We start from the raw sequence: 12,705 nt of genomic DNA, 5'->3' as shown, positions 1-12,705 counted from the left end.
TTGGTATGCAAACGGGTCTTTCTTGCACACCATACGCCTCGTCCGCCATCAGGTGAAGGGAGAGTGGGACTCATCTTTCGATTAAATTAATCAAGGCGCCTGTTTGATGGTTTGCTCGGGGCAATCAGATGCCGATGGCAAGCATGCACCCTCTCTGGGAGCAGGGCGCAAGGCCATCTTTGCAGGGGAAACTCAGAGCGGCTTGTAGAAGAAGAGGGTGGCCGCCAGGCTGCCGTCGGCACTGCGGGCAAAGTCCGGGATCTGGCCAGCCTCCTGATAGCCCAGCTGGCGATAGAGGCGGGAAGCCACATCGCCGACCCGGGTATCGAGCACCAGCAGGGTACGCCCGGCGTCACGGGCCCCTTGCTCCAGGGCTGCCATCAGGGCGCGGCCGATCCCCTTGCCACGGGCGTGACTGTGTACCATCAGTTTCTCCACCTCTGCCCGGTGGCGGCCGTTGGCCTTGGTACAGAGCGCCAGTTGCACGGCGCCGACCAGCTGATGCTGCTCGAAGGCGACCCAGAGCCGACGGCGGCCTGCCGCCAGCTCCGTTTCGATCCCTTGCCAGTATCCCAGCCCCTGCTCTTCCGTCAGCGGCGGTAAAAATCCCACGGAGGCGCCGCTTGCCACGCTGTCTTGCAGCAGGGTGATGAGCGCAGGCTTGATGCCCAGGGTGGAATCAACCTCAACTATGTCCATCGAGAGTCCTTGTCAAACGTGGTCACGACAGCGGGCATGCGCCGCTGTGCGGCAAACAGAGATAAGGTATCCGTGTTTTACCGCGCATGACTGGTTAGCCTCGCCGTTTCTGACGCCGATTTCAAGCCGAAGGCCCCAGTTGGTTGCGCCGGATCACGCTTGCCTGCCTGCGCTATGCCTCAGCGAATGAGCCCCTGCTCTGCCAGCCAGGCAAACAGCAGGCGTGAGACGGGGGAGATCTCGGCCAGATGGCGGCTGTCGAGCCAGCGCAGCTCGGCGATCTCGGCCGATGCAACAGGCGTACCGCTGGCCTCGCCGGTGTAACAGCGTAATCGGACTTGTACGCCTTCAGGCTTGCCATCGGCCTGGGCGCGGAACTCGCAGGCAAGGCGCAGGCTGTCGGCTTGCAGGGTCACGCTCAGCTCTTCCTCTATTTCCCGCACCAGCGCAGTTTCATCGCTCTCTCCCGTCTCGCGTTTGCCGCCGGGAATGTAGTAGATGGCCTTGCCATGGGAGCGGGCGCAGAGCAGTTGCTGATCCTGGAAGGTCAGCCAAGCGAGTTTGTCGATCATGGTTTTGTCCCGGTGGTTGAAATGGTCAGTAGAGAGCATTCACGTATTTTTCGGTCGGTTCAGGCAGTAGATCTTGTGGATGATCGCCACCAAATGTAGCCCATTTGCTTTTTCCCTTAAATGAGCTGTTTGCTATGCTCTTTTTGCTCATTGTGTCGTAGATAACTACCTGAATTTCAATTACATCCGGTTTTCCAGACCATTCTGTTGCCCGCTTCTCCCAATGTAGAATGACGGGTTTCACATAATATCTGAACTGAGTCGGTTCAATGTTGTTCAGGCAAGGATCTCCATGACAACTGGTCGTGATCTCGACTTTGTGGGCTTTCTTGGAAAATGCAGCATAGATTGCCTGGGCTGTCATTTGTCCCGAATTCTGATACTGCGTAGTTTCATATGACCCATCTTGGGGTTGCGAAATGAGTACCCCCTGACTGGCATCGAGTTTATTAGTCATCGTTTGTACATCGGCTTGTTGATAGGTCGAGCTGCAGCCGACAGCAAGCAAGGAAAAAAGGGCACCGAGATAGGGCTTCAAAATACATTCTTTTGTTTAATCAGTTGTTTTTTGATTTTTAGATAAAGTGTGATTTTTATACCAAAGTTAAAAATATAACTTATTGATTAAGCTCACATAACTCCTTATAGGATCGATATTCTCGCTGCTTCAAGCCCAGCTTTATCGCCAGATGCTCCAACTCGGCTCTATATTCCTCCAACCGATCTTCGTCATCGGTCATGATGGCCAGCTCGGCAAAATCGCCGAGCCCGTCCAAGTGATCCAGAGTGACGTGGAAAGGGCCAACAAAGTAGATGCTGCGCCGCTTGCTGATGGCCAGCACCTGCTGATAACCCAAGGTCTGCAGCATGCTCGCAGCCTTGTCGGCGTCCGTGATATTGACCGCCTCGCAGCGATCCCGCTCGGGCCCCTTGACGATCCAGAGCTTTATGCCGGAAGGCTGCATGGTACGGATCACCAAGCTCTTGCCCTCTCTGGCCAGGGTAGGTTCCGGTGTGTCGAAGTAGCTGTCCTGTTCCAGATTGTTTTCCAGCATGACTTCCGGATCCAGCGTCTTGAGCGCGGAGATGAAGGCGGGTCTGTCATCCAGTCGATATTTGAATTCGACTTCATAGCGGCCCTGAAAATGATCCTGTGACATTGAGGCTGTCCTTGTAAGCTGCTGGCGTTTGCTGGACGGCAGCCTACCAAAGTTGACGGGTTGGGCCAAGGGATCAGCCTTGCTGGAGGTGAAAACGATCTGTTTCCCGTCGGGCTCGTTTGCGCTTTGCGATTTTCCAGCAGAGCGCTTTTCTGCAGGCGTTGCTGATCGGCGGATTGCTTTTGTCAGTGATTCGGCTGGCCGCCAGTCTGTCAGCAAGAGAGAGAATGAAAAACGGGTGTTAACAGGTGGTGGGTCCCTGGTTAGAGAGTCGCCAATGGGCGCCGGAAAGTTCGGGCTGGCGCACAGGATGGGGCGTCCGGGCTGGGCGAGGGCCAGCCACTGTGGTTTAATCCTTGCCACTTTCGTGGTAGCGGATCCCGTTGGGTGGGTCCTTTGGCAAGATGCAGGTGATCAGATGCAAGTGACAACAGAGAGCAAGTTTATCGGACTCGGGGTGGCGGGCAATTTCGCCGGTCATCTGGAGCAGGCAGGAGAAGCCTCGGATTTCGTGGCTGTGGTGGTACGTGACACCAGCGCACCCAAGGCGCTGTTCCCCTTTTATGTGCCGGGTCATCCGGGCCAGCTCGGTGTCTTTCCCCTGAGCGAGAAGGCGATCTTCTTGCCAGAGGCGGCGGTCAGCGGTGACGAGAAGGTGCAGATCGAGCCGGAAGTGGTGCTCTGGTGCGAGCTGGAATATGCGGGTACTCAGGTGGCGGCCATCCATCCCCGTGCCTTTGGTGCCTACAACGACTGCTCCATCCGTCGTCCCAATGCCAAAAAAATCAGCGAGAAGAAGAACTGGGGGGAAGAGAGCAAGGGGCTGGCGGCCAATCTGTTGCCACTTTCCCATTTCGCAGCCGGTTGCGAGCTCGATGACTATCGCATCGCCTGTTACCTTGAGCGTGACGGCGAGCTGCACGCTTATGGGGTAGACAGCGCTGCCGTCGATTACAGCTATTTTCATCAACAGCTGCTGGACTGGGCCATCGACAAGTTCAACCATCAGCAGGATGAGGGCCCGGCGGAGCATATCCAGGGGCTGCTGGCTCAGGCTGGCTACCCGTCCCATGCGCTCATCAGCATAGGGGCTACCCGTTATACCCCCTTTGGCGAGACCCACTTCCTCAAACCGGGCGACACCGCCTGCGTGCTGGTCTATCCGGCCAGCCGCTATGGCGAAAGTGACATCCGCGACGCCATTCGCAGCCGCCAGTTCGGGCCTGACGTGTCAGTCCTGCTGCAGGCGGTCAAGACCCGCTGATGTCCCCCCTTCCCCCGTGTCTGCGGGGGAAGACTCGCCCTCCTGCCATCCCGCTCCCCACGGTGGCCATCGTCTGGCAACAGGATTGCTATCAGGTGATGCGGTTGTCGGGGGAAGGGCGGGAGGCGGTCCACCGACTGTATGAACAGCTGGTTTTCCAGGTCGTTATCGAGAAGGGATTTGTCATCCAGCAAGCGGATGGCGGTGACACAGTCGAGACTCCTTGGTAAGGCTGTCCGTCCCACATAACAAGAGTCATATCATGCAGATTGAACAAGCAAATACGCGGGATCACCCGACCCTGATCGCCCTCTGGGAAGCCTCGGTGCGTGCCACTCACCATTTTCTGCCAGAGGCTGAGATTGATGCCCTCAAGCCGCTGCTCCTGGAGCACTATTTCGCCGCCGTCGATCTGGTCTGTGCCAGGGATGAGGCCGCTGGTATCGTCGGCTTTTGCGGTGTGCTCGATGGCAATATCGAGATGCTGTTTATCGCACCCGAGGCAAGAGGCTGTGGTATCGGGCGCCAGCTGCTGGCCCATGCCATCAGCTGCCAAGGGGCGACCCGGGTGGACGTCAACGAACAGAATGGGCAGGCACTCGGTTTCTACCAACGTATGGGCTTCGTCATGACGGGACGCTCGCCACTGGATGGCCAGGGCAAGCCCTATCCGCTGTTGCATATGGTGCTGGCATCCTGCTAAGTGATTTGGTTCAGGTTGGGCCTGTGCCTGACAGGCTTTATTCAAGGAGGAAAAAATGACCCCGATCCAGGAGGCGTTTCTGGATGCTTATCTGGCAACCCTCGATGTGGCGGAGCGAGCAGCCATCCCCCAGATAGTGGTCGAGCACTTCTGCGACGACGAGTTCAATGCCAATGAGTGTGCCCGTTTGATCGACGCGGGCATCAAGCGAGCTTCGTGCAGTCTGAAGGCGGGCTATGAGCAGGAGAACGAGTGCTTGCCCAAGGTCGGTCGTGTGAGTCTGGTGCTGAATTGGGCGCAAGAACCTGTGTGCATCATCAAGCTGACAGACGTGAGCATTTGCCCCTTTCACCTGGTCAGTCCCGAGTTCGCCGAGTCTGAAAGGGAGGGTGATGGCAGTTATGGCTGGTGGCGACAGGCCCATCTTGATTTTTTCAACCGCTATGCAGCCGGGATCGGTATCACTTTTACCGAGCAATCTGAGCTGGTACTGGAGCGCTTCGAAAAGGTCTTTCCGCGTGATCTATCCCGCCAATAAAAAAACCGCCGAAAGGCTAATGCCAGTCAGTTAAGCATTTTTATGACTAAATATTCGAGATATTGAATATCAAAAACTGTTCCATGGTTAAAGAGTCAATTTGGCTCCAACCCTTGCCCTGACTGGCATGCAATAAAAAGAGGGAGGCATCATGCCTCCCTCACTTTTTAGCCCTTATCCCCTGCTGGTTGGGACTCAAATGCTCTTAACTGACTTGCATTACCGCCGAAATGGCGGTTTTTTTGTTTTTCAGTGCAGACCGCTCACGGCTGGCCTTACTCCTCGTTGGAGTTGTCCTGATAGCTGTCGCGCTGGGCCCGGGGAAGGCGGCGCATCGGGGTGTGCCCTGCGTCTACGCCACCGCGATCCTTCTGGCGCGCCGGTGCCGGTTGCTTGCTGCCATCGGCTTTGGGTTTGCCGGCTCCCGGCTTGCCTTTGCCCTTGGCGGACGCCGTGGCATTGTGCTTGGCGTTGGCATGGCCGCGATCCCGCGGCGGGTTTTGTACCGGCTTGCTGCCTGGCAGGGTCTGGCGAGTCGGTTTGCCGCTCGGCTCATAACCTGCCTGGATCTCGCTCGGTATGGTGAGGCCGATCAGGGACTCGATGGCCTTGAGCTGATCCTGCTCATCCTGGCTGACCAGGGAGATGGCTTCGCCGCCCCGACCGGCACGGCCGGTACGACCGATGCGGTGGATATAATCCTCGGCCACCTGAGGCAGCTCGAAGTTGATCACATGGGGCAGCTGATCGATATCGAGACCGCGGGCGGCGATGTCGGTGGCGACCAGCACCCGCACCTTGCCTTCCCGAAAATCTGCCAGCGCCCGGTTGCGGGCACCCTGGCTCTTGTCACCGTGGATGGCGACGGTATTGAGGCCGTCTTTTTCCATCTGGTGGGCAAGGCGGTCGGCGATCTGTTTGGTGCGCACGAACACCAGCACCCGTTGCCAGTTATTGCGGCCGATCATGTGGGAGAGCAGCTCGCGCTTGCGCTCGCGGTCGACCTTGATGATGCGCTGGTTGACCTGCTCGGCTGTGGTGTTGCTCGGGCTCACCTCGATCAGGGTCGGGCTCTTTAGCAGATCGTCGGCCAGCTCCTTGATCTCGTTGGAGAAGGTGGCGGAGAACAGCAGCGTCTGCCGCTCTTCCGGCAGCGCCTTCATGATGCGGCGAATGTCGGTGATGAAGCCCATGTCGAGCATGCGATCCGCCTCATCGAGCACCAGCACTTCCAGCTCGGTCAGGGTGAGGGCGCGCTGGGTCAGCAGATCCAGCAGGCGACCTGGGGTCGCGACCAGGATGTCGACGCCGAGCTTGATGGCCTCCAGGTTGGGCTTGATGCTGACGCCACCGTAGGCGATCAGGGTGCGAAACGGCAGGTGATGGGCGTACTTGATGATGCTTTCGCCCACCTGGGCGGCCAGTTCACGGGTCGGGGTCAGCACCAGGGCGCGTACCTGACGACGGCCACCGCGGCCATGGTTGGCCAGCAGACGGTGCAACATGGGCAGGGTGAAACCGGCCGTTTTGCCTGTGCCTGTCTGGGCGCCGCCCAGCACATCCTGACCTGCCAGCACAGCCGGAATGGCTTGCTGCTGGATGGGGGTTGGCTGTTCGTAACCCAATTCCTTGACGGCCCGCAGAATGTGCGGTGACAGACCCAGTTCGTTAAATGACATGTTCGAGAGAGACTCCTGAGGTGAGCCTTGGGCTCAACGCGTGACAGACATACGCTAACGCCTGGTCTGCCACAACATAAGATGCAGCGGGCCACCTTGGCAGCCAGCCACAACATAGAAAAGATAATGGGGGCGCAATATAGCAGATATGCGGCCTGCACGCAGTAGCCGTATTACTTGCCCGGGCCGCAGTGTGAGTCTGGTTCCGTGACGAGTCTCAGAGCAGTTCGCTTATCTCGTCCAGCAGGCTCTCTGGTTTGGTCTGGGGGGCGAAGCGCGCGACCACCTTGCCCTCGCGGTTGATGAGGAACTTGGTGAAGTTCCATTTGACGTTTTCCAGCCCCAGTAGCCCGGGTTTTTGCTGTTTCAGCCAGCGGTAAAAGGGGTGGGCGTGCTCGCCGTTGACCTCGCACTTGGCCATGATGGGGAAGCTCACCGGGTAATCCAGCGAGCAGAAGCGGGCGATGTCGTCCGCATCTCCCGGTTCCTGATGGCCGAACTGATCGCAGGGAAAGCCCAAGATCACCAGCCCTTTGGGTCCCAGCTGTTGGTAGAGCGCCTCCAACCCTGTGTATTGGGGGGTAAACCCGCAGCGGCTGGCCACGTTGACCACCAGGATGACCTGGCCTTGCAGGGCGGTAAGTGAGAGCTCGGAGCCGTCGAGGTGTTGCAGGGTGAAGTCGGGCAAAGACATGGTGCACTCCTGGGGGAATAGGGCCCATTCAGGGCGGTTGTCATGCACGTTAACTGGCCAGGGCGGCGGGGGCAAGGGGCATGTGCCCCGTTTGCGCCATGGCTCTCGCGCGGCATGTCTTCATCTTTTTGTGGATCCGGATCACAGGGCTACCAGGCCGGTACGATAAAGGGCGCCTTCTGTGGTGGGATAGCGTATTGATGGTGGGACTTCTCAGGAGAAGCAATCTGGTTTGTGTCTTGACCGGGAAGTCGCTAAAAAGCGCCCTCTCTCCACTTATTGTGAGTCACCCTTGGACGATCAAGCCGTCATGGATGCCATTTACACCCGGGGATGGGTGATAGTGGATGATTTTTTAACCGCCGCCGACGTGGATGCCCTCAAAGCCTGTTTGCCGTGCGAGTGGCAACCGGCCGGGATTGGCCGCGCCGCGCTGCATCAGGGTAACCCCGACATTCGCCGTGATCAGATCCACTGGCTGGATCCCGACCTTGGTGCGCCGGTGGCGGCCTATCTTGCGCGCATGGAATCCCTGCGCCTCGCCGCTAACCGCCAGCTGATGCTGGGGTTGTTCGATTACGAAGCCCACTTCGCCCGCTATCGCAGCGGGGATTTCTATGCCACCCACCGCGATGCCTTCGCCGGTCGCTCCAACCGCCGCCTTACGTCGGTCTTCTATCTCAACAACGACTGGCAACCGGAGGCGGGCGGTGTCCTCAGGGTCTACGACAACGACGAGCAGTTGCTGATGGATGTCTCCCCCAAGGGGGGGCGGCTGGTATTGTTCCTGTCGGAGGAGTTTCCCCACGAGGTGTTGCCCGCCAATCGGGAGCGTTACAGCATCGCCGGCTGGTTTCGGGTCAATGGCAACGGCGTGGGACGCCTGGATCCGCCCCGCTGACGCCTTTTCGTCCAATTTTTGACACACGGGGGAATTTTTACGGCCAAGAGCCGAGGGATGGGGGGCCCATCAGCTGACAAGGCTTTATTTCCCTTGCTACACTGGCCCGCACTTGGCTTCGTCCGGTTTTTCAGTACGGTTGGATTATCAAATGGTCATGACGAGGCCGCTTTTCCCAAGGGATCACATCTAATGAAGAACATGCATGTCTTGCTGCTGTGCGGCGGCGGTGGTTCAGAGCACGAAGTTTCTCTGCGCAGCGCCAATTTCCTCGAGCAACAACTCGGTTTCCTGCCCGGCGTCGAGGTGACCCGGGTCGAGATGTTCGCTGACCGCTGGCTCTGTGCCGACGGCCGCGAGTGCAAGCTGGGGCTGGACAAGCTGCTCTCGTTTGACAGCGTGGCCCGTCCGGTGGACTACGTGGTGCCCTGCATCCACGGCTACCCGGGTGAGACCGGCGATCTGCAATCTTTCCTTGAACTGGCGGGCCTGCCTTATCTCGGTTGCGATGCCGAGGCGAGCAAGATCTGCTTCAACAAGATCAGCACCAAGCTGTGGCTCTCCGCCATCGGCATCCCCAACACCCCGTACCTGTTCCTGACCGAGCAAAATGAAGCGGCGCTTGCCGAGGCGAAAGCTGCGCTGGCCAAGTGGGGCAAGGTCTTTATCAAGGCCGCCTCCCAGGGTTCTTCCGTGGGCTGCTACTCCGCCAGCAACGAAGCTGACCTGGTGCAGGGCATCAAGGATGCCTTCGGTTACTCCGAGCAGGTGTTGATCGAAAAAGCGGTCAAGCCACGGGAGCTGGAAGTGGCTGTCTACCAGTTCGGTGACGAGCTCATTGCCACCTATCCTGGCGAGATCTGTGTCCCGCAGGACAAGTTCTACACCTATGAAGAGAAGTACAGCAGCGCCAGCCACACGGCGACCAGCCTCACGGCTGAAGGCCTGACCCAGGCGCAGGCCGATGCGATCCACGACTATGCCCTCAAGGCGTTCCGTCAGCTGAAACTGACCCATCTGTCGCGCATCGACTTCTTCCTGACCGACGAAGGGGAGATCCTGCTCAATGAAATCAACACCTTCCCGGGCATGACCTCCATCTCCATGTTCCCGAAACTGCTGGAGCATCACGGTCACAGCTTCGCCCACTACCTTGAGCAGATCCTGCGCAAGCCCGCCTGACAGGCTTGCCGATAACGACAGAGGGGCCCACGGGCCCCTCTGTCGTTATCGCGGTTGGCGATATCACATGGCTTGCAGGGTGAACAACCAGATATGTACCCCTTGTGAGATCCGTGAGCAGGGCCATGTGCCGACACCCCGGCTTGTCCCGGATGGGGGGCCTTGCTGCGCGGCGGGCGGCTCGTTACAATCTGCCCCCTTTTTTTCCGCAAAAGTGCACCGCCCGAGCCGCGCCCCATGAAGCCAATCCCAGATCACGCCGTCAATCGCCTGCGCGCATGGCGCAAGAGCATCTCCACCCGCCCTTTTCTCGCCCGTGGCGGCACAGTGCCACGCTGCGATGCCTGTCAGCTGCGTCGCGACTGGTGCGCCTGCGAATGGCGCCCCGAGCTCAAGGCCGAGGCCGGCTTCTGCCTGCTGATGTATGACAGCGAGCCCATGAAGCCCTCCAACACGGGTCGCCTCATCGCCGATGTGTTGCCGGATACCACCTGGGCCTTCCTCTGGTCGCGTACCAAGCCCCATCCAGAGCTGTTGGCGCTGCTGGCCGATCCCGCCTGGCAGCCCTATGTGGTGTTCCCCGCGTGCGAGAAAAACCCGGCGCGAGTGACCGAACAGGTCACGCTCACCCCTGGCAAGAAGCCGCTCTTCATCCTGTTGGATGGTACCTGGCCCGAGGCACGCAAGATGTTCAACATGAGCCCTTATCTGGATGGCTTCCCGGTGTTGGCGGTCAGGCCGGATGCGCTCTCCACTTATGGCATGCGGGTCGCCAACTGCGACGAGCACCTCTGCACCGCCGAAGTGGCGGCCTGCGTGCTGGAGGTGGCCGGTCAGCTGCAGGCAGGGCAGGCGTTGCAGCTCTGGTTCAATCTGTTCAGCCGCCGCTACATGGCCGGTCGCGTAAGCCGGGCCCCGGGTGAGGATGAAGTGCAGCTGCAACAGGCGTTGGCCGCGATAAGGGGCGGCGTTCTCACTGAGGTGCTGGTCGATAGCGTCGCCTGATGGCGGCGAAGGGACAAACAAGGTGAGGCCAACAAGAATGATGAAAATCAGGAATCAATTGGCTGCCACTGTTTCGTTAGCCTCATGGCCGCGCGCCCTTTAGGATAGCGTTCACGCCTGCTTGTCCGGCGCGTTCACTCAGTCAGTTAAACCCGGGTTGCCCCCGTGCCGGGCACCCCAATCTCGCGAGGCCTATGGATGGAATTGGAACTGTTAACCCTGCTTGCCCTGTTCGGGGTGGCCCTTATCGCCGGCTTTATCGATGCCATTGCTGGCGGTGGTGGCCTCTTGACCGTGCCGGCCCTGTTGGCCACCGGCATGCCGCCGGCGCTGGTACTGGGCACCAACAAGCTGCAGAGCAGTTTTGGCTCCTTCTCTGCCACCTGGTTCTTTGCCCGCAAGGGGCTGCTGGAGTGGACCATGATCTGGCCTGCGGTGATCTGCACCTTCATCGGCGCCGCCATCGGCACCCTGGCGGTGCAGACCATAGATGCCGCCATTTTGGAGCGTTTGCTGCCCTTTCTGCTGATGGTATTTGCCTGTTACTTCTTCTTCTCCCCCAGGGTGAGCGATGCCGAGAGCTCCCGCCGTCTCACCCCCATGCTGTTTGCGCTGCTGGTGGGGGGCGGGGTGGGCTTTTATGACGGCTTCTTCGGGCCGGGCACGGGGTCGTTTTTTGCCATCGGCTTCGTGGCGCTGGCGGGGTTTGGCATGGCGCGGGCCACGGCTCACACCAAGTTGCTCAACTTCACCTCCAACATCGCCTCCCTGCTGTTTTTCACCCTCGGGGGCAAGGTGGTGTGGAGTGTCGGTTTCTGCATGGCACTGGGGCAGTTTATCGGCGCCCGTTTCGGCTCCAAGATGGTGCTGAAAAAAGGTGTGAAGCTGATCAAGCCGCTGCTGGTGACCGTCTCCTTGCTGATGTCTGCCAAGCTGGTGTGGAGCCAGTATCCCGAGCTGTTTGCCTGGATCCCGTGAGGCGGCAGATTGACCGCCAGCCCCACGCGCGGGTGTGGGGTTATTGCGCCGCGTCGCCGAGGTGGCGAAACTGCGCGCGCAGCGCACTCACCAGCCGGGCAATGCGCTCCCGCTTCAGGCTGCTCTGGCGGTAGACCAGGTGCAGTGGGCGCCCCAGACCGGGCAAGGGGCGCGCCTTCTCTCCCGGCTCCCCCACCAGTGCCAGCAAGCCCGCCGGCAAGAGCACTGGCCCTATGCCCGCCTTGGCCAGCTCGATCAAGGCCAGATAGGAGTCCAGCTCCATGGCCGGCACCAAGCCCAATTGCGCCAAGGGTTCACGCAGATAGCGGTTGGAGGGGTTATCCAGATCCATGGTCAGGATCTTGCGTCTGTGCCCCTGACCCTGCACGAATGGCCGCTGATCTGCCGGTATCCCCTCAGCCTGATCGTTGCCCACCAGATAGAAGGGTTCCTCCAGCAATAGCTCGGCTCCCAGGCCGTGGCCGGGCGGCAGGCGTCCGGCACAGATGCCGAGCAGGGCGTCGCCACTGCGCACCCGCGCCAGGATCACGGGGGTGTGATGGGTGGAGAGGGCAATGTGAGGATCGCGGCCAAGGTAGTCGTGCATGAAGCGGGCGAGGTAGCCTGCCAGCAGGGTTTCGGAGCAGGCGACGGGCAGGGGAGTCAGATCGGTGAGCGTCTGGCTGTCGGCCAGCACTCCCTTCATCTCGGCGAGACTCGGGGCCACCCGGTCGAGCAGCTCCCGTGCCTGCGGGGTGAGCCGGATCTGGCGGCCATCCGGCTCGATCAGCTTCTTGCCAAGGCGCTGTTCCAGCTGGGCAATGCGCTTGCTCACCGCCGACTGGCTGATGTAGAGGCGACTGGCCACCTTGGCCATGGTACCCTCGCTTGCCAGCAGGCTGAGCGTCTCCAGCCCTTCCAGTAACATCTTGCCCCCTAGTGGTGCCATCACGCAGATCGAATGGCGCTACCTTAGAGGCTGATGGTCTCAGGAGCAAGTGTCGTTCACCGCCTTGGCTGGCCGTCAGCGCCACTCCCGCACGGGCGGGTGAAGATCACCAGATTGCCGAGCAAACTAATGGAATGGTCGCCCCTCCCCAAAACGGCATCTAACGTGCCAAAGTGGCGAATGAAACTTTCCACTGATTGAGAGAGGCGACCGTGATGAACATTACAACGATTGGTATCGATCTGGCAAAATCCTGCATCCAAGTCCATTGCGTCGATGTGCACGGCAAGCGGATCCTCAACAAGAAACTCAAACGCGAGCAGGTGGTGCCGTTCTTCAGCAACCGACCCGCCTGTCTGATTGGCATGGAGGCCTGCGGCA

General features: G+C 59.7%; 14 protein-coding genes and 2 pseudogenes. 9 read left to right on the top strand and 7 right to left on the bottom strand.

What is annotated here, in order from left to right:
- Positions 1 to 192: 192 nt before the first annotated feature.
- The 4 genes from GWQ22_RS15225 to cyaB form a co-directional block, all read right to left on the bottom strand.
- On the bottom strand, positions 193 to 699 hold the full coding sequence (locus GWQ22_RS15225; protein ID WP_275930831.1) for a GNAT family N-acetyltransferase: 507 nt from the start codon (positions 697 to 699) through the stop codon (positions 193 to 195).
- Positions 700 to 878: 179 nt separating this feature from the next.
- On the bottom strand, positions 879 to 1,271 hold the full coding sequence (locus GWQ22_RS15220; protein ID WP_108536745.1) for an NUDIX domain-containing protein: 393 nt from the start codon (positions 1,269 to 1,271) through the stop codon (positions 879 to 881).
- A gap of 25 nt (positions 1,272 to 1,296) precedes the next feature.
- The gene (locus GWQ22_RS15215; RefSeq protein ID WP_275930830.1) at positions 1,297 to 1,809 is read right to left on the bottom strand and encodes a DUF4823 domain-containing protein; all 513 of its coding nucleotides are present in this window, start codon (positions 1,807 to 1,809) and stop codon (positions 1,297 to 1,299) included.
- Positions 1,810 to 1,888: 79 nt separating this feature from the next.
- Positions 1,889 to 2,431: a class IV adenylate cyclase gene (gene cyaB, locus GWQ22_RS15210; protein ID WP_275930829.1), complete on the bottom strand. Its 543-nt coding sequence runs from the start codon at positions 2,429 to 2,431 to the stop codon at positions 1,889 to 1,891.
- A 418-nt stretch (positions 2,432 to 2,849) separates the two neighbouring features.
- On the opposite strand from cyaB, the gene GWQ22_RS15205 reads away from it, so the two are divergent.
- The 4 genes and pseudogenes from GWQ22_RS15205 to GWQ22_RS15190 all read left to right on the top strand — a co-directional run bounded on the left by GWQ22_RS15205 (position 2,850) and on the right by GWQ22_RS15190 (position 4,936).
- Entirely contained in the window at positions 2,850 to 3,695 is an 846-nt protein-coding gene (locus GWQ22_RS15205; RefSeq protein ID WP_108536746.1) for a DUF5718 family protein, read from the top strand.
- Positions 3,696 to 3,763: 68 nt separating this feature from the next.
- Positions 3,764 to 3,925: pseudogene (locus tag GWQ22_RS15200) on the top strand (GNAT family N-acetyltransferase); the annotation flags it as partial.
- Positions 3,926 to 3,957: 32 nt separating this feature from the next.
- Positions 3,958 to 4,398 carry an acetyltransferase gene (locus GWQ22_RS15195; protein WP_275930828.1) on the top strand — a complete coding sequence of 147 codons (441 nt, stop codon included), beginning with the start codon at positions 3,958 to 3,960 and terminating at the stop codon, positions 4,396 to 4,398.
- Between the two features lie 55 nt (positions 4,399 to 4,453).
- Positions 4,454 to 4,936, top strand: coding sequence for an ASCH domain-containing protein (locus tag GWQ22_RS15190; protein ID WP_275930827.1), 483 nt, complete (start codon positions 4,454 to 4,456; stop codon positions 4,934 to 4,936).
- Positions 4,937 to 5,211: 275 nt separating this feature from the next.
- Here GWQ22_RS15190 and GWQ22_RS15185 read toward each other — a convergent pair whose 3' ends face one another.
- Both GWQ22_RS15185 and GWQ22_RS15180 read right to left on the bottom strand, forming a co-directional pair.
- The gene (locus GWQ22_RS15185) at positions 5,212 to 6,615 is read right to left on the bottom strand and encodes a DEAD/DEAH box helicase (protein WP_275930826.1); all 1,404 of its coding nucleotides are present in this window, start codon (positions 6,613 to 6,615) and stop codon (positions 5,212 to 5,214) included.
- A 217-nt stretch (positions 6,616 to 6,832) separates the two neighbouring features.
- Entirely contained in the window at positions 6,833 to 7,309 is a 477-nt protein-coding gene (locus GWQ22_RS15180; RefSeq protein WP_042034838.1) for a glutathione peroxidase, read from the bottom strand.
- Between the two features lie 292 nt (positions 7,310 to 7,601).
- On the opposite strand from GWQ22_RS15180, the gene GWQ22_RS15175 reads away from it, so the two are divergent.
- From GWQ22_RS15175 to GWQ22_RS15160, 4 genes are all read left to right on the top strand, one after another.
- Complete coding sequence (locus GWQ22_RS15175; protein WP_042034837.1) at positions 7,602 to 8,210, top strand: 2OG-Fe(II) oxygenase; 609 nt, start codon at positions 7,602 to 7,604, stop codon at positions 8,208 to 8,210.
- A 192-nt stretch (positions 8,211 to 8,402) separates the two neighbouring features.
- Positions 8,403 to 9,392, top strand: a complete 990-nt coding sequence (locus GWQ22_RS15170; RefSeq protein WP_275930825.1) for a D-alanine--D-alanine ligase — start codon at positions 8,403 to 8,405, stop codon at positions 9,390 to 9,392.
- A gap of 237 nt (positions 9,393 to 9,629) precedes the next feature.
- Positions 9,630 to 10,397: a tRNA-uridine aminocarboxypropyltransferase gene (locus GWQ22_RS15165; protein ID WP_275930824.1), complete on the top strand. Its 768-nt coding sequence runs from the start codon at positions 9,630 to 9,632 to the stop codon at positions 10,395 to 10,397.
- Between the two features lie 198 nt (positions 10,398 to 10,595).
- The gene (locus tag GWQ22_RS15160) at positions 10,596 to 11,375 is read left to right on the top strand and encodes a TSUP family transporter (protein WP_275930823.1); all 780 of its coding nucleotides are present in this window, start codon (positions 10,596 to 10,598) and stop codon (positions 11,373 to 11,375) included.
- Positions 11,376 to 11,415: 40 nt separating this feature from the next.
- On the opposite strand, the gene GWQ22_RS15155 is transcribed toward GWQ22_RS15160, so the two are convergent.
- Entirely contained in the window at positions 11,416 to 12,303 is an 888-nt protein-coding gene (locus GWQ22_RS15155; protein ID WP_108535370.1) for a LysR family transcriptional regulator, read from the bottom strand.
- 236 nt (positions 12,304 to 12,539) lie between these two features.
- On the opposite strand from GWQ22_RS15155, the pseudogene GWQ22_RS15150 reads away from it, so the two are divergent.
- Positions 12,540 to 12,705 (top strand): annotated as a pseudogene (locus GWQ22_RS15150) (IS110 family transposase); the annotation flags it as partial.

The organism is Aeromonas sp. 1HA1, from assembly GCF_029237385.1.
GTDB classification, from domain to species: Bacteria; Pseudomonadota; Gammaproteobacteria; order Enterobacterales; family Aeromonadaceae; genus Aeromonas; species Aeromonas popoffii.
Note: the sequence above shows the minus strand (reverse complement) of the source record. Positions and strands in the feature narration are given on the sequence as shown.